Source organism: Cellulosimicrobium sp. JZ28, from assembly GCF_015327065.1.
Classification (GTDB): domain Bacteria; phylum Actinomycetota; class Actinomycetes; order Actinomycetales; family Cellulomonadaceae; genus Cellulosimicrobium; species Cellulosimicrobium funkei.
On record NZ_CP017660.1, the window covers coordinates 2705603 to 2730665 of the forward strand.

The 25063-nt window shown below is 74.5% G+C and carries 23 protein-coding genes; 10 read left to right on the forward strand and 13 right to left on the reverse strand.

From position 1 onward, the window contains the following. Positions 1-61: 61 nt before the first annotated feature. On the reverse strand, positions 62-1504 hold the full coding sequence (locus tag BJP59_RS12250) for a phosphomannomutase/phosphoglucomutase (RefSeq protein ID WP_194521051.1): 1443 nt from the start codon (positions 1502-1504) through the stop codon (positions 62-64). Between the two features lie 42 nt (positions 1505-1546). Beyond that, positions 1547-1900, reverse strand: coding sequence for a DUF3499 domain-containing protein (locus BJP59_RS12255; RefSeq protein WP_009863301.1), 354 nt, complete (start codon positions 1898-1900; stop codon positions 1547-1549). Between the two features lie 145 nt (positions 1901-2045). Between BJP59_RS12255 and BJP59_RS12260 the strand changes: the two genes are divergently transcribed. Then, positions 2046-2624: a metallopeptidase family protein gene (locus tag BJP59_RS12260; RefSeq protein ID WP_336244565.1), complete on the forward strand. Its 579-nt coding sequence runs from the start codon at positions 2046-2048 to the stop codon at positions 2622-2624. 7 nt (positions 2625-2631) lie between these two features. Here the strand turns inward: BJP59_RS12260 and BJP59_RS12265 are convergent, their stop codons facing one another. The 3 genes from BJP59_RS12265 to BJP59_RS12275 all read right to left on the reverse strand — a co-directional run bounded on the left by BJP59_RS12265 (position 2632) and on the right by BJP59_RS12275 (position 8210). Next, positions 2632-4377, reverse strand: coding sequence for a DUF5719 family protein (locus tag BJP59_RS12265; protein ID WP_194521052.1), 1746 nt, complete (start codon positions 4375-4377; stop codon positions 2632-2634). 5 nt (positions 4378-4382) lie between these two features. Beyond that, complete coding sequence (locus tag BJP59_RS12270; protein ID WP_194521053.1) at positions 4383-7748, reverse strand: glycosyltransferase; 3366 nt, start codon at positions 7746-7748, stop codon at positions 4383-4385. 132 nt (positions 7749-7880) lie between these two features. Further along, the gene (locus BJP59_RS12275) at positions 7881-8210 is read right to left on the reverse strand and encodes a WhiB family transcriptional regulator (RefSeq protein ID WP_021482334.1); all 330 of its coding nucleotides are present in this window, start codon (positions 8208-8210) and stop codon (positions 7881-7883) included. Between the two features lie 178 nt (positions 8211-8388). On the opposite strand from BJP59_RS12275, the gene BJP59_RS12280 reads away from it, so the two are divergent. Next, entirely contained in the window at positions 8389-9177 is a 789-nt protein-coding gene (locus tag BJP59_RS12280) for a TIGR03089 family protein (protein WP_194521054.1), read from the forward strand. A 191-nt stretch (positions 9178-9368) separates the two neighbouring features. Next, positions 9369-9965, forward strand: coding sequence for a class I SAM-dependent methyltransferase (locus tag BJP59_RS12285; RefSeq protein ID WP_228485027.1), 597 nt, complete (start codon positions 9369-9371; stop codon positions 9963-9965). An 11-nt stretch (positions 9966-9976) separates the two neighbouring features. On the opposite strand, the gene BJP59_RS12290 is transcribed toward BJP59_RS12285, so the two are convergent. Beyond that, a complete protein-coding gene (locus tag BJP59_RS12290; RefSeq protein ID WP_194521056.1) occupies positions 9977-11191 on the reverse strand; it encodes a M15 family metallopeptidase in 1215 nt (404 codons plus the stop codon). 90 nt (positions 11192-11281) lie between these two features. Here BJP59_RS12290 and rfbA point away from each other — a divergent pair, with 90 nt between their 5' ends. Then, on the forward strand, positions 11282-12145 hold the full coding sequence (rfbA, locus tag BJP59_RS12295) for a glucose-1-phosphate thymidylyltransferase RfbA (protein WP_194521057.1): 864 nt from the start codon (positions 11282-11284) through the stop codon (positions 12143-12145). 13 nt (positions 12146-12158) lie between these two features. On the opposite strand, the gene rfbD is transcribed toward rfbA, so the two are convergent. Beyond that, positions 12159-13016 (reverse strand): dTDP-4-dehydrorhamnose reductase, encoded by an 858-nt coding sequence (gene rfbD / locus BJP59_RS12300; RefSeq protein WP_194521058.1) that lies wholly within the window; start codon positions 13014-13016, stop codon positions 12159-12161. Positions 13017-13127: 111 nt separating this feature from the next. Between rfbD and BJP59_RS12305 the strand changes: the two genes are divergently transcribed. Further along, positions 13128-13760, forward strand: coding sequence for a dTDP-4-dehydrorhamnose 3,5-epimerase family protein (locus BJP59_RS12305; protein ID WP_194521059.1), 633 nt, complete (start codon positions 13128-13130; stop codon positions 13758-13760). A gap of 12 nt (positions 13761-13772) precedes the next feature. On the opposite strand, the gene BJP59_RS12310 is transcribed toward BJP59_RS12305, so the two are convergent. Continuing rightward, positions 13773-14165: a DUF2304 domain-containing protein gene (locus tag BJP59_RS12310; protein ID WP_228485028.1), complete on the reverse strand. Its 393-nt coding sequence runs from the start codon at positions 14163-14165 to the stop codon at positions 13773-13775. Further along, entirely contained in the window at positions 14162-14905 is a 744-nt protein-coding gene (locus BJP59_RS12315) for a glycosyltransferase family 2 protein (protein WP_031316230.1), read from the reverse strand. Before BJP59_RS12315 ends, BJP59_RS12310 begins: the two co-directional genes overlap by 4 nt. A 117-nt stretch (positions 14906-15022) precedes the next feature. Between BJP59_RS12315 and BJP59_RS12320 the strand changes: the two genes are divergently transcribed. Beyond that, on the forward strand, positions 15023-15904 hold the full coding sequence (locus BJP59_RS12320; RefSeq protein WP_194521060.1) for a glycosyltransferase family 2 protein: 882 nt from the start codon (positions 15023-15025) through the stop codon (positions 15902-15904). A gap of 9 nt (positions 15905-15913) precedes the next feature. Here the strand turns inward: BJP59_RS12320 and BJP59_RS12325 are convergent, their stop codons facing one another. Next, a complete protein-coding gene (locus BJP59_RS12325) occupies positions 15914-17206 on the reverse strand; it encodes a hypothetical protein (RefSeq protein WP_194521061.1) in 1293 nt (430 codons plus the stop codon). Beyond that, positions 17203-19092: a DUF7657 domain-containing protein gene (locus BJP59_RS12330; RefSeq protein ID WP_194521062.1), complete on the reverse strand. Its 1890-nt coding sequence runs from the start codon at positions 19090-19092 to the stop codon at positions 17203-17205. Before BJP59_RS12330 ends, BJP59_RS12325 begins: the two co-directional genes overlap by 4 nt. A 234-nt stretch (positions 19093-19326) precedes the next feature. On the opposite strand from BJP59_RS12330, the gene BJP59_RS12335 reads away from it, so the two are divergent. Then, complete coding sequence (locus BJP59_RS12335; protein WP_194521063.1) at positions 19327-20532, forward strand: extracellular solute-binding protein; 1206 nt, start codon at positions 19327-19329, stop codon at positions 20530-20532. A gap of 108 nt (positions 20533-20640) precedes the next feature. Here the strand turns inward: BJP59_RS12335 and BJP59_RS12340 are convergent, their stop codons facing one another. Then, entirely contained in the window at positions 20641-21354 is a 714-nt protein-coding gene (locus tag BJP59_RS12340; RefSeq protein WP_194521064.1) for an N-acetylmuramoyl-L-alanine amidase, read from the reverse strand. A 99-nt stretch (positions 21355-21453) separates the two neighbouring features. Further along, positions 21454-22449 carry a dTDP-glucose 4,6-dehydratase gene (gene rfbB / locus BJP59_RS12345; RefSeq protein ID WP_031315482.1) on the reverse strand — a complete coding sequence of 332 codons (996 nt, stop codon included), beginning with the start codon at positions 22447-22449 and terminating at the stop codon, positions 21454-21456. Between the two features lie 143 nt (positions 22450-22592). Between rfbB and BJP59_RS12350 the strand changes: the two genes are divergently transcribed. From BJP59_RS12350 to BJP59_RS12360, 3 genes are all read left to right on the forward strand, one after another. Beyond that, on the forward strand, positions 22593-23525 hold the full coding sequence (locus BJP59_RS12350) for a glycosyltransferase family 2 protein (protein WP_228485029.1): 933 nt from the start codon (positions 22593-22595) through the stop codon (positions 23523-23525). After that, complete coding sequence (locus BJP59_RS12355) at positions 23522-24421, forward strand: glycosyltransferase family 2 protein (RefSeq protein ID WP_021481131.1); 900 nt, start codon at positions 23522-23524, stop codon at positions 24419-24421. Before BJP59_RS12350 ends, BJP59_RS12355 begins: the two co-directional genes overlap by 4 nt. An 83-nt stretch (positions 24422-24504) precedes the next feature. After that, the gene (locus BJP59_RS12360) at positions 24505-25062 is read left to right on the forward strand and encodes a hypothetical protein (RefSeq protein ID WP_194521065.1); all 558 of its coding nucleotides are present in this window, start codon (positions 24505-24507) and stop codon (positions 25060-25062) included. Position 25063 lies beyond the last annotated feature (1 nt).

The following is a 25063-nucleotide window of genomic DNA, read 5'->3' on the forward strand; positions in this document are numbered from 1 at the left end:
AGTTGTTCCTCTCAGCGGTTGTACAGGGTGCGCTGAGAGTAGCGGTCGTTCGAACGTTCCCCTAACGCGTTTCGCGCACGAGCGACAGGACGTCGTCGCGCACCTTCTCCATGATGTCCTCGTCCGCGGCCTCGACGTTGAGCCGCAGGAGCGGCTCCGTGTTGGACGCCCGCAGGTTGAACCACCACTGCGGGTGAGAGCCCCAGTGGGAGACCGTCAGGCCGTCGAGCTCGTCGACCTCGACCGGACCGGCCCCCTGCTGGGTCACGTACGCCTCGACGACGCGCGCCCGCGCCTCCGGGACGTCCGCCACGGTCGAGTTGATCTCCCCCGAGGCGACGTAGGGCTCGTACATCTCCGCGAGGTCGGACAGCGCGTGCGGCTGCGACCCGAGCGCGGCCAGGACGTGCATCGCCGCCAGCATGCCCGTGTCCGCGAAGAAGAAGTCGCGGAAGTAGTAGTGGGCGCTGTGCTCGCCCCCGAACACGGCGTCGTGCTCCGCCATCTGCGCCTTGATGAACGAGTGGCCCACGCGCGTGCGGACCGTGCGCGCGCCGGCCGCCCCGAGGAAGTCGGGGACGGCGCGCGAGGTGATGAGGTTGTGGATCACGGTGGGGGTGCGCCCGGCCTCGAGCTCCTTCGCGACCTCCCGCAGGCCGACCAGCGCCGTGACGGCGGACGGGGAGACCGGCTCGCCGCGCTCGTCCACGACGAAGCAGCGGTCGGCGTCGCCGTCGAACGCGAGCCCGAGGTCGGCCCCGTGCTCGACCACGGCCGCCTGCAGGTCCCCGAGGTTCTTCGGGTCCAGCGGGTTCGCCTCGTGGTTCGGGAACGTGCCGTCGAGCTCGAAGTAGAGCGGGACGACGTCGAGCGGCAGGGCGGGCAGTCCCGCGCCCGTGCCCAGCACGGCCGGCACGGTGTGCCCGCCCATCCCGTTCCCGGCGTCGACGACGACCTTGAGCGGACGGATGCCCGACAGGTCGACGAGGCCGCGCAGGAACGCCGCGTACTCCGCGAGCATGTCGCGGTCCGTGACGGTGCCGGGCTCCTCGGCGGCGGGCGGGAGACCGTCGTCCAGGTAACCCTCCGCGAGGGTCCGTACGTCGATCAGGCCGGTGTCCTGGCCGACCGGTCGCGCGCCCGCGCGGCACAGCTTGATGCCGTTGTAGACGGCGGGGTTGTGGCTCGCGGTGAACATGGCCCCGGGGACGCCCAGCACCCCGGACGCGTGGTAGAGACCGTCCGTCGAGCACAGCCCGATGCGCGTCACGTCGACCCCCGCGGCCGTGAGCCCCGCGGCGAACGCGTCGACGAGCTCCGGGCCCGACTCGCGCATGTCGTGCCCCAGCACGGCGCTGGGCCGCGTGCCGGCCGGGGCCTCCGGCAGCACCACGGCCCGCGCGAACGCCGCGCCGACCGCCCGCGCCACCTCCGGGTTGAGCTGGTCCGGGACGGTGCCGCGGACGTCGTAGGCCTTGATGAGGGGGGAGAGGTCGGTGCTCACGCGGCCCACCCTACCGACGCGCGGCGGCCCGGGCGTGACGGCTCAGTCGGCCTCGGCGCGCAGGACCCGGAGGTGCCCGCGTCGTCCGACCTCGGTGACGTCCGGCGGCTCCGGCTCGGTGCGAACCTTGCCCGCCTCGCGGACGGCGTCGGCGAGCGCCGAGAGGTCGTCGTCGCTGGGACCGGTCTCGACGAACTGCGGCGACAGGCGCACGACCTCCCAGCCGCGCGGCGCGGTGAGCCGCTCCGCGTGCTCGGCGCACAGGTCGTAGCTGTGCGGCTCGGCGAGGTGCGCGAGCGGGCCCAGGACCGCCGTGGAGTCGGCGTAGACGTAGGTGAGGGTCGCGACGGCGGCACGGACGCACGCCGTGCGCGAGCACTGCCTGACGGATCTCACGGCCTGACCTTACGCCTTCCGGAGGGATCCTGGAGACGGCACACGCCGTCCGCCGCCGCTCCGGGCCGTGGCTGGTCGCGGCCGGGTTCGTACCGGAGCACGACGAGTCCCGGTGCGTCGGGCGGCGGCCGACTAGAGTCGGGGTGTGCGTGGCAACTCATCGTCCCCCGGCTCGCGCCCCGACCCGGCCGGCGCCGGGCGCCGGGCCCGCGACCGTTGGTCGCGTCGCAGCGCCGTCACCCCTCCCCCGGTCTCGTTCGACGAGCTCGTCATCCCGCCGCGCGCCCCCGGGCCGGGCGGCCACGGCCCGGTGCCCCGACGGCGCGACCGCCGGGGACGCGGCATCCGAGGTCCTCTCCTCCCGCCGACCGCGCCCGCGAGCCGCACCCGCGCGGAGAAGTTCGACGACGTCGTGCTCGACGTCGTGGAGCGCGTGCAGCGCTCGTGGGCGAAGCAGCTGCGCGGGACGGAGTTCGCGGTGGAGGACGTCCCGCCGTCGGACCCGGCGCCCTGGGAGGACGGCGGCGTGCCGCTCGGCCGGTGCTTCCCGGCCGAGTCGGGCCAGCCCGCCCGCATCGTGGTCTACCGGCGGCCCGTCGAGGCGCGCGCGTTCGACGCCGAGGATCTCGAGGACCTCGTCCGCGACGTGCTCGTCGAGCAGGTCGCGCACCTGCTGGCCCGCACCCCGGAGGAGATCGACCCGCGCTACACGGGCGACCGCTGACCGTCGCCTAGCGTCCGAGCCCGGCCGTGTCCGACGCGCGGACCGCGACCTCGTGGGCGGCGGGCGCGTCCGTGACCGGCAGGAGCACCGACACGAGGCTCGGCGCGTCGTCGCCCTCGTCGCCGCTCGGCGGGCCGGCGCTCGCCGTGAGCGACCAGACGGGGAGCAGGCCGTCGTCCTCCCCGACGACGTCGACCGTCACCGCCGCGGGGACGGCCTCGGACCCCTCCGCCCGCACCGTCGCCGGGTCGAGCGTCTGCGTCGTGCCCGCGCGGAGGGTCAGGGTCGTCGTGCCCGCCTCCGCGCCGCTCTCGTCGTAGACGCGCACGAGGAGCTCGAGCGAGCCCGTCGGCTCGTCCTCGTCGGCACGCGCCGCGGGGACGGCGGCGAGCGTCAGCGCGGAGGACGTGCCCGGGACGAGCGCCACCTGACCGGCAGGGGACGTGTCGTCGGCGGACCCGGCGCTCTCGTCGGCGCTCTCCGCGTCCGTCAGGGACGGCAGCGGTCGCGCCGCGACCCAGGCGCGGTCGTACTGCCGCTCCTCGTGGAGCAGGTCGGGGTCCGGCTCGCCGCGGCGGTCGACGGACGCGCCGCCGACGACGGGGACGTCGGCGTGCACGGAGACGGCGTACGCGCCCGCGGGCAGGCCGCCGAGCGACACGTCCGTGACGACGCCGGGCGTGAGCGCGACCTCCTCGGCCCCGCGCAGGGGCACGGCGCCGTCCTCGCCGTAGACCGTGACGCGCGCGGTCCCGGCCTCCTCGCCCGGGGCGAGCAGGCGCAGCTGCGGCGCGTGCGGGTCGTCGACCGCCTCCCCGACGCTCGTGACGCCCGCCAGCGCGAGGTCCGTCGTCGGCTCCGCGCCCGGGACCACGTGGTCGACGCCGAGCGGCACGAGGCCGTCGAGCGTCGAGTGCTGCAGGTACGCCGACACGAGGCCGCCCGACGCGGCCACGTGGACGACGAGGCGGCGCTGCTCGGGGGCCGCCGCCTCGACCAGGGTCACGACCTCCTGCCCCGGACCGACGAGCTGCTGCCCGCCCCCGGAGAGCACGACCTCGCCCCCCTGCCCCCAGACCTGCACCTGGACGACCGCGGGCGTGAGGCCGGGGTTCTGGAGCACGAGCTGGGAGCTGCTGCCGATCTCGGTGCTCCCGCCGACGAGCCACTGGCTGATGCCCGGCCGGGAGCAGCTCGCCGCGGCGAGCCCGCGCAGGTCGCCGTCGGTCGTCACGGAGCCGACGGACGCGGCCACGCGCGGGGACGAGTCCTGGGCGGGGCGCACCGTCAGGACGGTGCCGTGCGCGGGGTCCTCGACGTCGCCCACGGTCACGTCGGCGCCCGGCCCGGGCGCGATCTCCTGCTCCTCGAGGTCGCCGCCGTCGAGCACGCCGAGCCCGGCGGTCCCCTCGCCCTCGACCACCGCGCGCAGCCGGCTGGACGTGCCGACCGGGGCGGGACCGAACTGCGCGTCACCGACCGTCTCCGGGTCGGTGAGCCGCGCCGGGCCCGGGCAGACCGAGACCTCCTGGGCGGGCTCGACCGTGACCTCCTCGACGGGGTCCGCCGGGGCCGGCGCCGCGGGCAGGAGCGCCGCGCCCGTGCTCCCGAGCACGACGACCGCGCCCACCGCCAGGATGCCGACCAGCCCGGCGCCCGTCGTCGTGACGCGGCGCACCACCGCCCGGGCGCGCCCGGGGCGCGCGTCCGTCTCCGGAGCCTCGTCGTGGCTCGTGCCGTTCGTCGTCGTCACCGTTCCTACCTCGTTCCCGCGCGACGGCGCCGGACCGGCACCGCGAGCAGCACGTACACGACCAGGGTCACGCCCGCCGCCGCCATCCAGCCGGACCGGTGGTCCGCGGCGTGGTACACCTCGAGCCGCCCGGCGTCGGTCCCGAGGGCGAAGGCCTGCAGCCCGCCGGTCGTCGCCGGGTCGACCGCCTCCAGCGGGCGGCCGTCGAGCGTCGCACGCCACCCGGACGACGCGTCCTCCGCGAGGACGACCTGCCGGTCCTCGGCCCCCTCGGGCACGGTCGTGACGACCGGGCGCAGCGCGTCGCGGTCCGCGGCCAGCGGCTCGACGCCCGCGTCGGACTCGACGCGCGCCCACGACGGCTCGCCTCCCTCGGGCACGACGCGCCAGAGCAGCGCCGAGCGGCCCTCCGTCATGCGCTCGAGCCCCGGCACCATGTCGAGCCGGGCGACGAGCTCGGCCCGCGCCTGGTCCTCCGGCGCGGACGCGGGCAGGAGCACGGCCCCGACGCCCAGACGGCCCAGGCCGTCGGCGACGTCCGCCGAGGTCCCGGAGACGAGCTCCGCGACGAGCCGGGGCAGCTCGCCCTCGGTCACCGCGGGGTCGGCCGCCTGCCACGCGTGCACGACGACCGACGAGTCGACCGCCTGCGGACCGTCCGAGCGCAGCGCCGCGTACTCGACGACGCCACCCGGACCGTGCTCCAGGGTGAGCACGCGCGCCTGGCGCGGCGAGGACTGCATCTGGCGGCCGACCGGCGGCACCACCGGCTCGGTCGTGGCCACGACCGAGCCGACCCGGGCGTCGTCGCGGTCGAGCACGCCCACGGTCCACGACGCGGCGGTCCCCAGGGGCAGCAGGGTGACGACCAGGGCGAGCGCGACGACGGCGCCTGCCCGCCAGCCCGGGGCGCCGGCACCGGGCCATCGCGGGACACCGAGGAGCGCAGCGCCGAGCAGGGCGAGCAGCGCGAGCGACAGCCCGGCGCCGGGCCACCCCGTGACCGGGGCGTCGGGCGACGCCCCGGCGGCCACGACGGTCGACCCGGCGAGGACGGCGGCGGCCAGCCCGAGCGCCGCGACGAACCACGCCCCCACGGCCAGACGGCGGCCGCGCAGCACGGCGAGCACGGCGAGCGCCACGACGACCGCGCCGGCGGCGAACGGGGCCCAGCGCGCCAGGAGGTCACCGGCGCCGCCCCCGTCGAGCCCGAACCACGCCTCGGGCGCGGTCGGCAGCCCCAGGAGCTGCTGCCACGGCGCGGCGGGCGTCGCCGCGACCGGCGCGCCCGGGTCGGCGAGCAGCAGCCGCCACCCGCCGTCGCCCGCGGTGCGGGCCACGTGCACGAGGAACGGGGCGAAGAGCACGAGGGCCGGCACGGGGACGAGGGCGAGGTAGCGCCGGTGCGCCCGGACCCCGAGCGCCACGACGACGAGCACGACCACACCGACGGGCAGGAGCACGGGCGCCCCGGCGACGGCGACCGCGAACAGCAGGCCCGCGGTGGCGGCGGCCGCGAGCGACCCCGGCTCGCGGCGCGCAGCCCGGCGGACGACGTCCTGCGTCGGGGGCGCGACCACGTCGAGCCGCTGGAGCCCGAGCGCACGGACGACCGCGAGCGCGAGCCACGGGAGGGTCGCGTGCACGAGGACGGCGCCGACCCGGCCGGCACCCACGGCGGTGAGGAGCGCGGGAGCGGCGACCCAGACGAGCGTCGCCCAGGCCCGGAGCGGCACCGAGCGCGTGACCGCGCCCGCGGCGAACCACGCGCCCAGGCCGGCCGCCAGGAAGCACGCGGGGACGAGGAGGTTCACAGCGGTCTGCGTCGCGCCGCCGGCGAGCAGGGACGCCGGGACCAGCGCGGACACGAACGGGTCCGCCGGCGCGGGCGCGCCGAGCCCCGTGGTGACCCAGCCCGTCGTCGCCGCGCGCCACACGTCCCCGAGCGTCCCCGTGGCCGGGAGCAGCGACCCGCCGACGAGCCGACCGCCCGCGAGGAGAGCCCCCGCCAACGGCCCGAACACGACGGCGGTGAACCCCGCCAGCACGACGGCGGCCCCGGCGAGCCCGGCCCGACGCCGCACCGCGAGGGCGCGCAGCTCGCGCCGCTCGATGTCGGTCGGCGCCCACGCGGTGCGCCGCTGCTCGGCGCGCGCGAGCCGGCGGTCGCGCCGCTCGACGAGCACCTCGCGCCACGTGCCGCGCAGCGGGCGCAGCGCTCGGCGCGGGAGCGTCCGGGTCCGGCGCGCCACGCGGCGCGCCCGCACGACGGGCCCGACCCGCGCGAGCGCCCACAGCGGCGCGAGCAGCTCGTCCCGGGCCTGCCCCGGCTGCTTGACGAGCAGCCGGAACGCGGCGTGGAACGGCGCGCCGACGACCATCGCGAGCGCGACGAACGGGAGCCACGGCGCCGCGACGCCGACGAGCCGCGCGTGGAGCTGGGAGTGACGGCGCGCCGCCGACGACGCGTCGGGGTCCGGGGCGGGGAGCGCCGTCGTCCCGCGCCGGCGCTCACGCAGGCCGAGCAGGGAGGCCTGCGCGTGCCGCACCACGGCCGACGGCACGACGACGACCCGGTGCCCCGCGAGGCGCGCCCGCCGGCACAGGTCCAGGCCGTCGCCGAACGGGCCGAGCTCGGGGTCGGTCCCGCCGAGCTCCTGCCACACGGCCCGCCGCACGAGCGCCCCGGCGAGCCCGACCGCGAGCACGTCCTCGCGCGCGTCGTGCTGCCCCTGGTCGACCTCGTCCTCGTCGATGCCGGTCAGGCGGCGGCCGAGCGGCGTCGTGGTCACGCCCACCTCGACGAGGCGGCTGACCGTGCCCGGCTCGAACGGCGCCGCGAGCTGGGCGTCGGTGCCGGGCACCCAGCGCTCCTGCTTGGGGCCGGCCACCGCGACCGCGCTCGAGTGCTCGACGGCGCGCAGCAGCTCGGCGAGCGCGTCGGGCGAAGGGGCCGAGTCGTCGTGCAGGAGCCAGAGCCACGTGCCCGGCTCGACGTTCGCGAGGGCCGTGTCGACCGCGTCGCCGAACGAGCGGGCGCGCGGCGCCGCGACGAAGCGCGCGTCCCCGAGCTGCAGGCCCTGGTGCTCGCTGCTCGCGTCGCCGGTCGCGGCGTCGACGACGACGACCTCGTGCGGGCTCGTCGTCTGGGCGCGCAGCGCCGCCAGCGTGTGGGCGAGGAACGGGGTGCGGCCGCGCGTCACGACGACCGCCGTGACCGTGGTCACGACGGGCAGCGCGCCCGTCACGGCGGCGACGATCCCGGGTGCCGCGACGACGCCCGGCACGGCGGCGGCGCGCGCGGCGGCCCCCGGCGTGACGTCGCCGGGACGGGCGCTGCGCGCGGACGTGGTGAGGTCGGAGGAAGTCATGTCCCGTCGATCATGCGACGGACACGGCTCCAGGCGCGGCATTTGCGCGCACCGGTGTGGCGGGTGTCGACCACCCGTCACGACGGCGCCTGCCGACGACGCCGACGAGCCCGCCGGGCCGAGGCCCGGTCGTCAGACGACGCGGCGCTTGAGCTTGCGGCGCTCCCGCTCGGAGAGCCCGCCCCAGATACCGAAGCGCTCGTCGTGCTCGAGCGCGTACTCCAGGCACTCGGCCCGGACCTCGCAGCCCGTGCAGACCTTCTTCGCCTCGCGCGTGGACCCGCCCTTCTCCGGGAAGAAGGCCTCCGGGTCCGTCTGGGCGCACAGCGCACGCTCCTGCCACCCCATGAGCGAGTCGTCGACCGGCTCACCGAAGAGCGGCAGCACCGGTGCCACGCGCTCCACCTCTCGCTCAGCGTCGGAGGGGAAGACCCCGCCCGTCCCGTCCAGCATGTTCCACATTGCTCGCCCCTTCATGCCGTTCGCCGGGCCTCGAGCGAGAACCAGGCAGGAAACTGCATTGAAGAAATTACACGCGTGTCATCCGCGGGCGTCAAGCCGAAATGTGATAGCCCCGCGGAGGCGGCGGGTGAAACCATCACATCTCGGGTGTCGATATCAGCACCCTAGGGTGGTGTCCATGGTGTCCGCTCCCCGCTCCCCCGCCCCGCGCGGCGACTGTCCCACCCACATCGCTGACCTGCTCCGACTCGTCACGCGCGATCCCGGTCGGCCACGGCTCACGTGGTACGGGGACGACGGCGAGCGCGTCGAGCTCTCCGGCGCGGTGCTCGAGAACTGGGTCAACAAGACGACGAACCTGCTCGTCGAGGAATTCGACGCCGGTCCCGGAACGCAGGTCGTTCTCGATCTTCCCGTGCATTGGCGCACCGTCGTCTGGGCGTTGGCTGCATGGCGCGTGGGAGCCACCGTGGTCCTGGTCGACGAGAATGCCATCGCCCCGGGCACCACGCACGCGCAGGCGGACGTGGTCGTCACCCACCGGCCCGAGACGTGGACGGGATCGGGGTCGGAGCTGGTCGCCGTCGCGCTCCCGGCCCTGGCCCGCCGGTTCGACGTGCCCCTCCCCGCCGGGGCGGTCGACGCCGCCTCGGCGGTCATGACGTACGGCGACCAGGTGGGCTGGGCACCGGAGCCCGCCGCCGGGTCCCCGACGACCGCCGGTCGCCGCGAGACCCACGGGGAGCTCGTCACCCGGGCGGTCGAGGAGCTCGCCCGCACGGGCGACGCGCTCACGGCGCCGCGCCGCTGGCTGGTCGAGGGCCGGACCGTCGAGGGCGTCCTCCACGCGGCGGTGGGGATCTGGGCCACGGACGGCTCGCTCGTGCTGATGCCCGAGGCAGCCGGGAGGGACCTCGCCGCGCTGCGCGCCTCGGAGCGCGTCGACGGCGTGCCGCTCGAGGCCTGACCCCCGCAGGTCGTCGACGGGCCGGCCGCCATCTGTTGCCATCCGGCACCGTACCCGCGAGGCTCGGGGGGTTCGCGGTCGCCGTGCGCCTGCGAGCACGACCCCACGAGGCCCGGAGGAGCACCATGGCAGGTCCGGAACCTGACAGCACAGCCGGGGACGAGCCGGCGGACGGCCCCCTGCCTCGTCGCGTGCAGGACACCACGTCTCCCGAGTACGCGCAGCGGCTCGAGGAGCTCGAGGGCGCCCGCTGGAAGCGGCTGCTCGACGTGCAGGCCCCGTACCGGTGGAACCTGCGCCGCCTGCTCGGCACGCGCCGGACGCTCGACGTGGGGTGCGGGATCGGCCGGAACCTGCGCCACCTCGCCCCCGGGAGCGTCGGTGTGGACCACAACCCGAGCTCCGTGGACTTCTGCCGCACGAGAGGGCTCGAGGCATACCTGCCCGACGAGCTCGAGTCCCGCACGCCCCCGCTCGACCGGGGTTTCGACGGTGTCCTCCTCGCCCACGTGCTCGAGCACCTCGAGCCCGGCAGCCAGGAGTCCTTCCTGCGCCGCTACCTGCGGTTCGCGGCGCCCGGAGCCCGGGTCGTCGTCATCTGCCCGCAGGAGCGGGGCTTCGCGAGCGACGCCTCGCACACGGACTTCGTCGACGGCGACCGGATCGTCGCGACGTGCCGCGCCCTGGGCCTGCGGGTGACCGGGTCACGGTCCTTCCCGCTGCCTCGCGCCGCGGGCCGCCTCTTCACGTACAACGAGTTCGTCGTCGCGGCCACCGTCCCGGGCTGACGCCGGCGCGCTCACCCCGTGTACTCGAAGTGCCAGTACTCCGGGTTGGAGCCGTCCGCCCAGGCCCACCGCGGCGCCACCCAGCCGTACGTCGGGGCGTTGGCGCGCAACCACGCGTAGGACGGCGAGCCGAACCCGTGACCGGCGCCCTCGGGGGTGTCGATCGCGAGACCCCAGCCGTGGTTGGACGTCCCGGGGACCGCCGCCACGGTCCCCAGCGTCATCCGGAGGTACACCTGCGTCGCGTAGGTGCGGTACCCGTAGTCCACGGCGAGCGGTCGACCGAACTGCCGCGTGTACGCGACGTTGAGACGTTCGAGCGCACGCGCGGCGTCGCACCGCAGCAGCACCCCCGGCGACCAGGCGATCCCGCAGAGGGTCGCCGGGTCCAGGCGTCCGTTCCGGCCGGCGTACGGGACGGGCGACCCGGCGGCCTGCCACTCTGCGAACGAGACGTAGCGCGAGACGGTCGGCCCCGAGTACCGGATCCCGGGGCCCGTGAAGTCCTTCTCGAAGATGTCGCCGGGGAACCGGGGCGCGACGCGAGGAGTCGGGGCACCCTCCGCGAGCCAGGTCGAGTAGGAGATCGGCGCCCCCTGCCCGTACCGCAGGTCGCGCACACGGGCGACGGACCCGTCCCACGACAGGCGGACGAAGCCCTCGTTCGCGCGGACCGTGGCGGGCGGGCGCCCGGCGAGGCTCCACTCGGACCACGTGAGCTTGTGGATCGACGCGTCCTCCCCTCGCAGGAAGAGCTCGTCCGACGTCTCCCAGCGGTACACGGAGCTCCCGGGGATCCAGCCTGCGAGCTGTGCCGCCGGACGCCCCGCGTCCACCCAGCCCGCGTAGGACAGCCGCTCCCACTCCGCCCCGTCCGGCCAGGAGGTGACGCCGTAGAGCGTGGCCGACCACGCGTACCGGAAGTACGCGGTGGGCGACGGACCCGGGGTGGGCGACCCGGCGTCCCGCCACTCGGCGTAGCCGATCGCCCGGTGCGAGGTGGCCGTGACCGCGTAGATCGTGGGGCTGAACGGCTTCTTCACGTACGCCACCGCCGCGGCCTGCTCGACGGCGTGAGGGGCCACCGTACCGGTCGCGTGCGCCGCGGGGGCCATCGGTGCCCCGAGCGCCAGGACGACCCCCACGGCGGTGACGGCGCGCCGCAGCCGGCGCGGGCGCCAAGGGGCACGGAAGGGTCGCGGCGCTCCGGCCGGGGACTCGAGCATGGCTTCTCCTGCGGTCGGACGACGACGTCCGGCCCATCGTGCCCCGGGCGCCCCCGACCGGCATCCGCGGGCCGTGAGAGGATCGCGGGCATGCGCGGAATCATTCTTGCCGGCGGCTCCGGGACGCGTCTGCACCCGATCACCCTCGGCGTGAGCAAGCAGCTCGTGCCGGTCTACGACAAGCCGATGATCTACTACCCGCTCTCGACGCTGATCCTCGCGGGGATCCGCGAGGTGCTCGTCATCACGACGCCGCACGACGCGGACCAGTTCCGCCGCCTCCTCGGCGACGGTTCGCAGTTCGGCATCTCGATCGAGTACACGGTGCAGCCCGAGCCGAACGGGCTCGCCCAGGCGTTCGTCCTCGGCGAGGAGTTCGTGGGCGACGACGCGGTGGCCCTCGTCCTCGGCGACAACATCTTCTACGGCCCCGGCCTGGGCTCACAGCTCGTGCGCTTCGGCGACATCGACGGCGGCGCCGTGTTCGCCTACCGCGTCTCGGACCCGACCGCCTACGGCGTCGTCGAGTTCGACGACGAGGGCAAGGCGCTGTCGCTCGAGGAGAAGCCCTCCGCACCCAGGTCGAGCTACGCGGTCCCCGGCCTGTACTTCTACGACAACGACGTCGTCGAGATCGCCAAGAGCCTGCGGCCCTCCGCGCGGGGCGAGTACGAGATCACCGACGTCAACCGCGAGTACCTGCGCCAGGGGCGCCTGCAGGTCGAGGTCCTGCCGCGGGGCACGGCGTGGCTCGACACGGGCACCTTCGACTCCCTCCTCGAGGCGTCGGACTTCGTCCGCACGATCGAGAACCGGCAGGGGCTCAAGATCGGCTCCCCGGAAGAGGTCGCCTGGCGTCGTGGCTTCCTCGACGACGAGGGCCTGCGCTCCCGGGCCCAGGCCCTCGTGAAGTCGGGCTACGGCTCCTACCTGCTGAGCCTGCTCGACGAGTGACGCGTCGCGGTCGTCAGCCGACGACCGCGGCGGCCGCCGCCGCCCACCGCTCGTCCCAGGGCCCGATCGGCTCGACCCCGGCGGCACGCAGCGCGTCGTGCCCCAGCACCGACCAGGACGGCCGCGGGGCGGGTCGCGCGAACGCCGCGCTCGTCGTGGGCGCGACCGCTGCCGGGTCGAGCCCGGCGGACGCGACGGCGGCACGCGCGAACCCGAACCACGTCGTCGCACCGCTCGACGTGCCGTGGTACACCCCGCCCGGGGCGTCGGCGTCGACGAGCCGCACGATCAGGTCGGCCAGGTCGGCCGTCCACGTCGGCTGGCCCCGCTGGTCGTCCACGACGGACACCGCGCCGCGCTCGCGGACGAGCCGCACCATCGTGGCGGCGAAGTTCGGGCCGCCGGCGCCGTACAGCCACGCGGTGCGCACGACGACGTTGCGCCGGTCGGCCGCGAGGACCGCCCACTCCCCCGCGGCCTTCGTGCGGCCGTACGCGGAGAGAGGGAGCACCGGCGCGTCCTCCGCGTAGGGAGCCGTGGCGTCGCCGGCGAAGACGTAGTCGGTGGAGACCTGGACCACGCGTGCCCCGTGCTCACGGGCGGCGCGCGCGACGTTGGCCGCACCCACCGCGTTGACGGCGAAGGCCGCGGGCTCGCGCTTCTCGGCGTCGTCGACGGCGGTCCAGGCGGCGCAGTTGACGACGACGTCGGCCCCCGCGACCGCCCGACGGCACGCCTCGGGGTCGGTCACGTCCAGCGCGTCCCGGCCCACGCTGCGCACGGGGCGCCCGGCGGCCTCGAGCGTGGAGACCACGTCCTGACCGAGCATCCCGCTCGCACCGGTCACCAGCCACCGGAGGCCATCCGCCATCGATCTCTCCTTCGTCGTCCGTGCCGAGCCAGGTACGACCCGTCCGCAGGCGAGGATATCTGGCGCACGAAGGCGGGTAGTGTGGCCGGGCCCCCACCAGAAGGAGAACCGATGGACGTCCGCGCACTCTCGATCGACGGCGCGTGGGAGCTCACGCCCCGGCAGCACGGCGACGACCGTGGCGTGTTCCTGGAGTGGTTCAAGGCCACCGAGCTCGAGGAGGCGACCGGTCGGTCGCTCGACCTCCGGCAGGCCAACATGTCGGTCTCGTCGCGCGGGACGCTCCGCGGCGTGCACTTCGCCGACGTCCCGCCCAGCCAGGCGAAGTACGTGACGTGCCCGCGGGGCGCCGTCCTGGACGTCGTCGTCGACGTCCGCGTCGGGTCACCGACGTTCGGTCGCTGGGAGACCGTGCTCCTCGACGACGTCGACCGGCGCGCGGTCTTCCTGTCCGAGGGCCTCGGCCACGCCTTCCTCGCCCTCGAGGACGACTCGGTCGTCACCTACCTCTGCTCCGCGCCCTACGCGCCGGGACGGGAGCACGGCATCCACCCGCTCGACGGCACCGTCGCGATCGAGTGGCCGACGCAGGACCGGGACGGCCAGCCCCTGGAGTATCAGCTGTCGGCCAAGGACGCCGCGGCGCCGTCGCTCACGGACGCCGCGTCCGCCGGTCTCCTGCCGACGTTCGAGGCGGCGACGGCGTTCGTCTCAGGGCTCGGGGTCCGGCCTCCGCAGGCATGACGCGGGGGCGGGTCAGCCCTCCTCCGGCGCTTCGCCGGCCCGGTCGCCCGCGACCGCGTCGGTGCGCTCGCGCAGCTCCCCGACCTCGTGCCGCAGGAGCGCGATCTCCTCGGTGAGGGTGCGGTTCCGGTCCTCGATCGCCGTGAGGCTCACGCTCAGCTGGATGCACACCAGGAGCAGGACGACGAGCCCGAGCACGAACACGAGGTTGATGGGGGTCGCGACCCCGACGAGGCGCGCCAGCGCGAACGACAGCCCCGGGAAGACGACGAGCACCACGACGGCCAGCGCCAGGACGATCCAGATGCCGGCGTACTTCTCGCTCACCCGGCGCCGTCGCAGCAGGAAGAGCATGGAGACGACGAGGACGACGGCGACGAGGGCCGCGAAGAGGTAGGCGGTCACGCGAGGGGCTCCGGCTCCAGGGGTTCGGTCGGTCGGGTGAGCGCCACGACGAGGGCCACCACGGCGCGCAGGAGGAACGCTGCGGCGCGGACCGGGCCGTGCGAGGGCGTCCCGCCGGCCCGTGGCCGCATCTCGACGCCCTGCTGCTCGATGCGCAGCCCGGCCCGGGTGGCGATGACGATCGCCTCCACGGTGTCCCCGAGGTACTCGGCCGGGTAGTTCGAGGCGAACAGGCGGATCGCGCGCCGGTTGCTCGCCTTGAAGCCCGAGGTCGTGTCGGTCAGGCGCGTGCGCGTCACCCGGGACAGGACCCCGGAGAGGAGGCGCATCGACCAGCGCCGCGGCCCGCGCGCCGTGTAGGTCCCGACTCCCGCGAACCGCGCCCCGATGACGAGGTCCGCGCCCGTCTCCTCCATCCGGCGCAGCAGCGCCGCGACCTCGCGCGGGTCGTGCTGGCCGTCGGCGTCGAGCTGGACCGCGACCTCGTACCCGCGGCGCAGGGCGAACTTGTACCCCGCCCGCATCGCACCGCCGACGCCGAGGTTCGCGGGAAGGTCGAGGACCTCCACCCCGCAGCGCGCGGCGACCAGGGCGGTGTGGTCGGAGGAGCCGTCGTTCACGACGACGACGTCGGCCTCCGGGAGCACCTCCCGCACCTCGCGGAGCACACCGGGAAGCGCCTCCTGCTCGTTCCACGCGGGGATGATCAGCAGCAGGCCGCGTGGAGAAGGCGAAGGCATGAGGGGGAGTCTATCGACCTCGGTGCGCTGGCGCGGACGCTCCGCGAACGGGTACGGTCCGGTCCGTCGCGCCTGGGCGCCGACCGGCGCGTCCCCGTCCCTCCCGAAGGAGCTCCCGTGCAGATCGACGTCGTCATCCCGTACTGGGGAGACCCCACGCTCCTGGAGGAGGCGGTCGACTCGGTGCTCGCGCAGACGTCGCCGGACTGGACCCTGCTCGTCATCGACGACGCGTACCCCGACCCCACGGCCGCCGACTACGTGCGCGGGATCGACGACCCTCGGGTGACCTACCGCCGCAACGAGGAGAACGTCGGGCTCATCGAGAACTTCCGTCGCGCCGTGCGCTCGGCGACGTCGGAGTACGTCGTCGTCATGGGATCCGACGACGTCCTCGGCCCCGACTACGTCGCGACGGTGCTCGAGGCGGCCCGCCGGTACCCGGACGTCGACATCCTCCAGCCCGGGGTGCAGGTCATCGACGCCTCGTCGCGGCCCCACCACCCGCTCGCCGACCGCGTCAAGGGCCTGATGCGCGCGCGGTGGGAGCGGCGGACGGGGCCGTTCGCGGGAGAGCCTCTCGCCGCCTCGCTGCTGCACGGCGACTGGCTGTACTGGCCGTCCCTGGCCTTCCGGACCGCGACGGTCCAGCAGGTCGACTTCCGCGACGAGTACCGGATCATCCTCGACCTGGCCCTGATCGTCGACCTGCTCGACCGCGGGGCGACGCTCGCCCTCGTCCCCGCCGAGGTCTTCTCCTACCGGCGGCACGCGGAGAGCGTCTCCTCCGACTTCCGCAGCGGCGAGCGCTTCCGCGGCGAGCGCCGCTACTTCGACGAGACCGCTCGGCACCTCGCGTCGCGGGGCTGGCGCCGTGCCGCGCGCGCCTCGCGCCTGCACCTCACCTCGCGCGTCCACGCGCTGACGCTCCTTCCGGGAGCCGTCAGTGCGCGGGACGGCCGCTTCGTCCGCGAGCTGCTGCGGCACGCGTTCCGGTAGCCCGCTCGATCAGTCCGCGCGCGGCCGCCGGACGAGCGCGCCGCGGAGCGCGACGAGGTGCACGACGAGCCCGCAGTAGGGGCCGACCAGCAGCGCCGCGACGACCCGCGTGGTCATGTCGAGCCCGCTCACCAGGACCGCGACGGAGACCGCGAGCGCGACGAGCCAGCCGGCCACGAACACGCCGTGCCGCTTGAGCGCCTGGCAGAGCGCCCCGCTGATCGTCAGGAGCGCCGTCCCGGCGGACGCGAAGGTCATCGCCGCGAGCTCGAGCCCGCCCACGCGATAGTCGGCGCCGAACAGCACCTGCATGAGCGGCGGCCCGACGACGAACGCGAGGGCTCCCCCGACGACCCCGGCGAGGAGGAGGGCCCCGGTCACCCGGAGGAACAGGCGGCCCGCCCCGTTCTTCTCCCGGACGAAGTGCGCCACGATGACGCTCTGGAACGACGTGAGCGGCACCATGATCGGCGCGCGGGTCAGGGAGATGGCGAGCATGAGCGGCGCGGCGGTCGCGTAGACGGCCGGCGACGTGGTGAGCGAGGTGAGCACGGGGAAGCCGACGAGGAGCACGGCGCTGGCACCCGAGGCGACGGCCGCCACGGCGGCGCGACCCAGGAACGCCCGGGTCCGCGCGTCGACCCGGGCGCGTAGCGCGGCACGAGACGCCGGGGAGAGCGCGAGCATCAGGACCCAGGCGGCGGCCGCCGCCCCGGCCGCCGCGGCGAGCGCGACCACGCCGGACAACCAGAGGCTCACGACCGCTACGACGGCGACGCGTCCCAGCGCCTCGAGTGCGATGACCCCGGCGTAGGCGTCCCAGCCGCCGCGACCCGACAGCGCACCCAGGAGCGACGCCTCGACGGCGTAGGCGGAAGCCGACAGCGCGACCACGAGCGCCAGGGACACGTGGCCCGGACCGAACACCGCACCGCCCCACAGGCCGGAGGTCGCCGCCAGGACGACGAGGACGGTCGCGGCGACGATCGTGGCGGTCACCGCGACCCGGGGCGCCCGGGCACGGGGTGCGGCGTCGAGCGAGGCCTGGGCGACCGCTCGGGCCGTCTCGGTCCCGACCCCGGTGAGCACGCCGTACGTGGTGAAGAGCGCCGCCCAGAACGTCACGAAGAGCGCGTTCTCCTCGAGCGTCAAGGACCGCGCCGCGATCGCGAGCACCACGTAGCCGGCCAGCGCCCCGGCGGCGGAGGCCGCGGTGATGCGCGCGCTCGAGCGACGCCCGAGAGCCCCGGGCACCGTGCCCCGGTCGGCGCGAGGCGGGACGGTGGTCGCGTCGTCGCTCACGCCGCGTCGTCCCGCACGACGTCGTACACCGTGAAGTCGGCACCGGCCCAGCGCATCGACGTGTCGCGCTCGAGGCACGGGACGTCGAGGTCCTGGCCGGAGACGACCTTCGAGAGCTCGGGGAACGTGTCCGCGAGCACGCACGGGTCGGTGCGCACCCACGTCTGGTCGAACCCGTCCGTCGCGACCTCCGTCTCGCGACCGGGGACGAGCTCGAACCCGAGGTACCCGCCGCCGCGGTTCCACGCCTCCTCGAACTCCCGCTCGGGGTCGATCCGCAGCCACTCGTCCTCGACCGGCCCGGACCTCTGCAGCCCCGAGAGGGAGGGGACGCCGTTGGCGAGCATGACCGGTCCGAGCACGCTCCCGTCGCTCACCCAGAGCGTCCCGTCCGCCCGCGCTCGCTCCCCCTCCGCAGCCAGGTAGTCCGCGGTGGTGGAGCCGCGGAGATCGCCGAGCCCGACGAGCAGCGGGTTCGCGCGGTACACGGGCAGCGCCGCGAGGAGCACCGCGACGCCGATCGCCCACCAGCGGTCCGGGAACCGCACGACGAGAGCCACGACCACCGCGACACCGAGGCCGGCACCGACGATGGTCAGCGCGCTCGCCTGGGGAAGGAACGTCTCGCGCAGGAGCGACACCGCGTACACGGTGACCGCACCCGCGACCGCACCGACGACGAGCGCCGTCGAGAGCTCCAGGCGTGGCAGCCCGGACAGCGCGAGGCACACGAGGAGCACGCCGAGGATGCCGACCACCTGCGCGGCGCGCGGCGCGGGCACGCTGCTGAAGATCGGGATGCGCGAGCCCGCCCCGTACAAGGACACGGTGGCCCAGGCGAGCCACACGGCGGAGAACGCCACCAGGGTCCAGACCTCGGGACCGACGCCGCGCAGCCGGAGGCTCCGCTGCGCCACGAGGAGGACCACGAGCACGACGAAAGCCACCGTGAACGACGTCGAGAGCTCGCTCGCGTTGGTCCCCGTGGGGTCGCCCGACTGGAGCGGGCCGAGCCCCGGGGCGCCGAACAGCATCGAGAATGGCTGCGCCTCGGGGCCCGACCGCCGGGCACCCGGGTAGACGGTGTCGAGCAGGGCCGCCAGGCTGTCGCGGTACTCCCAGAGCGTGCCGAGCCCGAAGACGACCGCGGTCCCACCCGCGATGCCCGTGGTCAGGAGCCGGGGCGCCCAGGAGCCCGGCCGCGTGAGGACCCAGAGCGTGGTCGCGACGAGCAGGGGCAGCCCGAGGACGATGGACCAGGGCACGTAGAACGAGGGCATGCCCGCGATCAGGACCCCGGCCAGCACCGCCTGCACGACGGGCACGAAGCGACCGCCCCGCGCGAAGCGGTGGTAGGCGCAGGCCATGAGGGCGCACCCCGCCGCCGTGTAGGCAAACGACCGCACCGGGATCAGGGACCACCAGGCGACGGCGGGCGACAGCACGGTGAGGAAAGCCGCCAGCCACCCGAGCCTCCGCGAGTGGCCGAGCGCCTGGAACCACACCGGGAGCGCCAGCAGCAGGAGCACGACGGGCATCCACCACCGCAGGGCGAAGACCGTCGCGTCCGGGAGCACCCCGGCCGCCTTGAGGACCGTGGCGTCGAAGAACGTCACCGTCGAGAAGATGCCGCCCGAGGAGTACCGCTGGACGAGACCGGCGTCGGCTCCCAGCGGGCTGAGGGTAGGTTCGCCATGGGTCGTCATGATCGACAGGTCGATCGGTGTGTTCGCGTTGTACTCGTCGGAACGGATGGCGCGCGGCGTCCCGACCTGGCTGACGTCCTCGCTCGAGCCCTCCTGCGTGAGGTGGCCGATCCCTGCGGACGACGTGGTGACGCCCGCGAGGACGAGCCCGGCGAACAGCGCGAGCACCACCACGACCATCCACCGGTCTTCCCGGACCAGCCATCGTGCCGCGCGACGTGGGTCCGGAAGTCGACTCATGGGAACGGCTCAGCTCCTCGTGGGCGGAAGGTGGGTGCGGCCGGGGCGCGCGGCGAGCCTGACGAGTTTCCCACAAGCCGGAGCACCTGGGCGCCGCGCTTCGCCGGGGCGTCGAACGCTCGGGGAGGTATCGTGCTCGAGGTGGGCAGATCGTGCCAGCACGGGGGAGGAAACGTGGCGACAGCACTGACCAGGCGGACGTTCGTCGTCGCAGCGGCCTTGGCGGCCGCCGCGGTCGACGTCGTCGCCCGTACGGGCACGGTGTCGGCCACGACCTCCGGGACCACGGGCGTGCGCGTGCTGGCGGTGCGCCACGCGTGGACGGACGCGCTCCGCCGCGACGTCGGCGGGTTCGTCGGCCCGGGCGGGACGGCGGCGTCCCTCACCGAGGTGGACACGTCCCCGGGCGGCCTGCTGCTCCAGGGCGCGGCGGAGGCCGACGTGCTCCTGTACCGGACCCTGGAGGAGGAGGACCTCCTCCTGACCGCCGGCGTCCTTCGGCCGGAGACGGCGGCGGCGCTCGACGCGGCCCCCGACGCCCCTCCCCTCGTGGCGGTCGCGGCCGAGAGGTCGCGCCTCGGCGTGCCGGTCGCGCACGGCGCCCCGTCCCTCTTCGTGCACGACGACGTGCTGGCCGAGCTCGGCGACGTCCGGCTCGACACCTTCGACGACCTCTACGCGGCCGCCTACCGGCTCCACGCCCCGGGCACCCGGGCCGGCGTCGTCGTGAGCGACGAGATGTCCGTGCTCAGCCCGATCCTGTACTCCTTCGGGGGTGCGGTGGCCGAGAACGGGCGGTCGGCGCTGGGATCGACCGGGTCCGGGGCGATGTTCTCCTACCTGGGCCAGCTGCTGCGCGACTGCGCCGCCGGCGAGGCGTCCCTGCTGGCCCCCGACGACGCCGTCGCCGCGTTCGTGGCTGGCGGCGCCGCGCTGCTCGTCGCCGAGGGCGACCTCGAGCCCGCGATCCGGTCGCGCCTCGGGGCCGAGGTGGCGGCGGGGCTGCATCGGCTGCCCGTTCCCGCGGGCCCGGACGGGCGGGTCGTCTGCGACCTCCCCACCTGGAGCCTCGGGGTCGCCCGCAACGCGGCCGACCCCGTCGCCGCGCAGGCCTTCGTCGCATGGGCCACCGGTCGCGGTGCCGCGTCCGGCGACGACGGGACCGGGGTGGCGGTCGCCTCCCTCGCGACCGGAGCCGCCCTCGAAGGGCCCCCGGTCGGGGGCGACGGGCGCCGACCTGCGGACGACGACCTGACGCTCGTCGCGGGGACCACGGGCGACGCCGTCCGCGCACCGCTCGCTGCCGCCGCCGCGGGCGCCGACGCGGGCGGTGCCCAGCAATCGTCCGCCCGGCTCGTCGACTCGCTCCTCGGCTCCTGACCCACCGCGTCCCGACGCCGTGTCCGGTGTCGGGTCCGAGTCCCGTGGTCGGGCCTCCCGACGTCGGCTCCGCCCGGCGGGCCGTCCACGGACGGCCCGCCGGGCGTCCTAGGAGTTCGCGCGCGCGTCCGCGATGAGGTTCTTCAGCGTCCACGCCTCGACCCAGACGACGGCGACGCCCGCCTGGATCAGGTTGTTGTACTCGGCACGGGAGCTCAGCTCGACCCATCCGCCGTTGTGGCCGAAGACCCCGTACGGGGTCCGCTCCCCTGCTGCCCGATAGATGATCGCCATCTCGTCTCCTCTCCAGTCCCGAAGGGGCGGGGGCAGCCGGCGCGCGGAGTCGAGCAGCCCAGCGAACTGGGCCACCCTCTGCTCGCCGGGACAGACCTTGCCCGTCGGCCCCCAGACCTCACCGTTCGCCACCCGCCACGGATCGACCCCGTAACGGTGCATCCCCACCCCGACCGCGTCGGGGCGGGACGTCCTCATGTCGCTGATCGGCAGGCTGTAGTACTGGCACAGCCAGACGACCAGGCGCGCGAGCGCGGTCAGCTGCGCCGCGGTCCAGGCCCCGTCACCGCGGCCCTGCGTCTCGATGCCGATGCAGCTCGCATTGCCCTCACGCTGCGTCCACGCGATGCGGTCCGTGTCGACGTACTGCTCGACGCGTCCCGAGTACGTCACGTAGAAGTGGCTCGACGCCAGCGCCGCCGGGTTGCTGAACCAGCCGTAGAGCGACTCCGCGCCACCGGCGTCGACGTGCAGCACGACGGCGCGCGTCCGTGACCGGACACCGCCGACGTTGTTCTTGATCGGCATCCAGTGAGCACCTGGGTATCGAGCCATCGGACCTCCTTCACCGCGAGGCTACCGGCGGCCCGCCCCCGACGCGTGGAGCAACGCGCGGGCGCTCGCCGCTCACTGCCCGGTCGCGGCGTACTTCGCCTCGACCTCGGCCTTGCGCGGACGCCACCACTGCTCGTTCGCGCGGTACCAGTCCACCGTGGCCTCGAGGCCGGAGCGGAAGTCGGTGTAGCGGGGCGTCCAGCCCAGCTCCTCACGCAGCTTCGTCGCGTCGATCGCGTAGCGCAGGTCGTGACCCGGCCGGTCGGCGACGAGGTCGAAGTCGTCCGCGGGCCGCCCGAAGATCTCGAGCAGCGCCTGGACCACCTCGAGGTTGTTCCGCTCGCCGTCGGCCCCGATCAGGTACGTCTCCCCCGCGCGGCCGGCCTCGATGATCCGCCACACCGCCGTGTTGTGGTCCTCGACGTGGATCCAGTCGCGGACGTTCTTCCCTGCTCCGTAGAGGCGCGGGCGCACGCCGTCCACGAGGTTCGTGATCTGACGCGGGATGAACTTCTCCACGTGCTGGTACGGCCCGTAGTTGTTCGAGCAGTTCGAGATCGTCGCCTCCACGCCGAACGACCGCACCCACGCGCGGACCAGGAGGTCGCTCGCGGCCTTCGTCGACGAGTAGGGGCTCGACGGGTTGTACGGAGTGCTCGCCGTGAACTTCGCGGGGTCGTCGAGCTCGAGGTCCCCGTAGACCTCGTCGGTCGAGACGTGGTGGAAGCGGACGCCGTGCCGTCGCACCGCCTCGAGGAGGGTGAAGGTCCCGACGACGTTGGTCTCGACGAACGGGGTCGGGTCGTCGAGCGAGTTGTCGTTGTGCGACTCGGCCGCGAAGTGGACGACGACGTCGGCGTCACGCACGAGACCGTCGACGAGGTCACGGTCGGCGATGCTGCCCTCGACCAGCTCGACCGCGTCCGCGACCGGCTCGAGCGACCCGCGGTCGCCCGCGTAGGTCAGCGCGTCGAGCACGACGACGCGGGCGTCGGGGCGCTCGCGCACGGTCTGCTGGACGAAGTTGGAGCCGATGAAGCCGGCCCCGCCGGTCACCAACAGCTTCACGGTCATCTCCTCAGGTTCGGTATCGGGGGCGCGGCCCGGCGTCCGGCCGGGTGTGCGCAGTTTGGTAGCGTACACACCGGCCCATTCCCGCTCCTCGTCGCTAGCGTGGTCATCCGATGTCAGAGTCCGCGGCACGTCCGCTCGTGTCCTATGTCTTCCCGATCTACAACGAGGCCGGGAACCTCGACCTGCTGTACTCGACCCTCCGAGGGCTCCTCGACGAGCACCCCGAGTACGCGTACGAGATCGTCTTCGTCAACGACGGCAGCAAGGACGAGTCCCTCGAGATCCTCTTCCGGATCGAGGACGCCGACGACCGTGTCGTCGTGGTGGACCTCTCGCGGAACTTCGGTCACCAGATGGCGGTCACCGCCGGTCTCGACGTCGCGAAGGGCGACGCCGTGATCATCATGGACAGCGACATGCAGGACCCTCCCGCGGTCAGCTTCGAGCTCCTGGCGAAGTGGCGCGAGGGCTACGACGTCGTCTACGCGCAGCGGCGCAGCCGCAAGGACAGCGCGTTCAAGAAGCTCACGGCGAACGTCTACTACCGGTTCCTCCACCTCGTCACCGACATCGACATCCCGCGCGACACCGGTGACTTCCGCCTCGTGGACCGGCAGGTGGTCGACCAGATCGTCCGGATGCGCGAGCACTCCCGCTTCCTGCGCGGCATGGTCAGCTACGTCGGGTTCCGCCAGGTCGCCGTCCAGTTCGACCGTGACGAGCGCCACGCGGGCGAGACCGGCTACCCCCTGCGCAAGATGCTCAAGTTCGCCGCCGACGGCATCATGAGCTTCTCGACCGTCCCCTTGCGGCTCATCACCCGGATCGGATACCTGTTCGCCGCGGCGAGCTTCGCGCTCATGGTGTGGGTCTTCGTCGCGCGGTTGGTCCAGCCCGCCACCGTCGTGGAGGGCTGGACGTTCATCGTGATCCTCCTGCTCCTCACGAGCGGGGTCCAGATGATCCTGCTGGGGGTCGTCGGGTCGTACGTCGGTCGCACCTACATCGAGACGCAGCACCGGCCGCTGTACCTCGTGCAGGAGAAGTCGCGACGCGCGGTGCGCCCGTGAGCGCCTCGACCGCGGGAGCGCCACGCACGCCGCGCGTCTCCGTCGTCGTGCCCGCCTACGACAACGCGGCGTTCATCGAGGAGACGATCGACTCGATCCTCGCGCAGACGTTCACGGACTTCGAGCTCGTCGTCTCGGACCACTCCTCGACCGACGGCACCTGGGAGCTCCTCCAGCGGTACGCGTCCGACCCACGCGTCACTCTCGTCCGGACGGACGCCGGCGGCGGAGCGCGCCGGAACTGGAACCGCGTCACGGAGCTGGCGACGGGCGAGCTGGTGAAGCTCGTGTGCGGCGACGACCTCCTGCGGCCCACCTGCCTGGAAGAGCAGGTGCGCGCGTTCGACGAGGGCGGCCCGGACGTCGTGCTCGTCGCCTCGCAGCGGGACATCGTCGACGCGCGCGGGGCCACGTTCATCCGTGGTCGCGGGCTCGCGCGCCTCGACGGGGTGGTCGACGGCGCCGAGGCGCTGCGTGCGACCGTCCGGTCCGGCAGCAACGTCTTCGGCGAGCCCGCCTGCGTCCTCCTGCGGCGTGACGCCCTCGCGCGTGCGGGCGGGTGGCAGGACCTGCGCTACTTCATCGATGCCGGCACCTACGCCCGCGTGCTCGTCCAGGGTGACGCCGTCGCCCTGCGGCGCTCGCTGGCCGCCTTCCGGGTGAGCGCCGCACAGTGGTCGGTCCGGCTCGCTCGTCAGCAGGCGCAGGAGGCGGCCGAGTTCCACCGGTCCGCCCGCGCGCTGGCACCTGCGGCGATCAGCAGCACGGACGTCCGGCTCGGCGATCTGAAGGCTCGGATCGCGGCCGTGCAGCGCCGGGTGGCCTACCTGCTCCTCGGGCGCAGGATGCACCCGGTCGAGACGAGCCCGGCCGGCGCCAGGAGCGCCACCGACTGACCCGACCCCGACTCCTCCCCGTGCGGAAATTGGTTTCCCTGGGATACTTGGTGCGACGACCTGCACCGGGAACAGGGGGATACATGGGTGCTCGCTCTTCGCGACTTCGGGCGTGCGCGCTCGCCGTCGCTGCCCTGCTCATGGCGGGCTGCACGGGAGGACCGACGGAGGCCGGACCGGTCGACGACGCTCCGGTCCCGTCGCCGTCGGGCACGAAGGATCCTGCGGCAGCGACGGAGGGTGGCGACCCGGCGGACGAGGAGCCGACGCCCCCGGGCGACGACGACACCTCCGGCCCTGACGAGGCGGGCGAGGGTCAGGCGGGCTCGGACGACTCCGAGAACGCCCCGGCCGGGACCGCCGCCACACCGACGATCACGTCGGCCGTCGCGGCCGACGGCACGCTCTCGGTCTCCGCGGGCGTGAACGGGGTCGTCGAGGACGGCGGGACCTGCACCGTCACGGTGACGGCGGCCGACGGTGCGGAGACGACTCAGGACGTCGCGGCGTTCGCCGACGCCACCAGCACGCTGTGCGAGCCGATCTCGGTCCCCGCGGAAGGCGCAGGACCGTGGACGGTCCGCGTCGCCTACGCCTCGGCCGCCCGCTCGGGCACCTCCGACCCGGTCGAGGTGTCCTGAC

Coding starts and splice junctions, on each gene's coding strand:
- BJP59_RS12270 (WP_194521053.1), bottom strand. CDS start 7,748: ATGACTTCCTCCGACCTCACCACGTCCGCGCGCAGCGCCCGTCCCGGC.
- BJP59_RS12275 (WP_021482334.1), bottom strand. CDS start 8,210: ATGTGGAACATGCTGGACGGGACGGGCGGGGTCTTCCCCTCCGACGCT.
- BJP59_RS12280 (WP_194521054.1), top strand. CDS start 8,389: ATGGTGTCCGCTCCCCGCTCCCCCGCCCCGCGCGGCGACTGTCCCACC.
- BJP59_RS12290 (WP_194521056.1), bottom strand. CDS start 11,191: ATGCTCGAGTCCCCGGCCGGAGCGCCGCGACCCTTCCGTGCCCCTTGG.
- rfbA (WP_194521057.1), top strand. CDS start 11,282: ATGCGCGGAATCATTCTTGCCGGCGGCTCCGGGACGCGTCTGCACCCG.
- rfbD (WP_194521058.1), bottom strand. CDS start 13,016: ATGGCGGATGGCCTCCGGTGGCTGGTGACCGGTGCGAGCGGGATGCTC.
- BJP59_RS12305 (WP_194521059.1), top strand. CDS start 13,128: ATGGACGTCCGCGCACTCTCGATCGACGGCGCGTGGGAGCTCACGCCC.
- BJP59_RS12315 (WP_031316230.1), bottom strand. CDS start 14,905: ATGCCTTCGCCTTCTCCACGCGGCCTGCTGCTGATCATCCCCGCGTGG.
- BJP59_RS12330 (WP_194521062.1), bottom strand. CDS start 19,092: ATGGTCGTGGTGGTGCTCGCGCTGTTCGCCGGGCTCGTCCTCGCGGGC.
- BJP59_RS12340 (WP_194521064.1), bottom strand. CDS start 21,354: ATGCCGATCAAGAACAACGTCGGCGGTGTCCGGTCACGGACGCGCGCC.
- BJP59_RS12360 (WP_194521065.1), top strand. CDS start 24,505: ATGGGTGCTCGCTCTTCGCGACTTCGGGCGTGCGCGCTCGCCGTCGCT.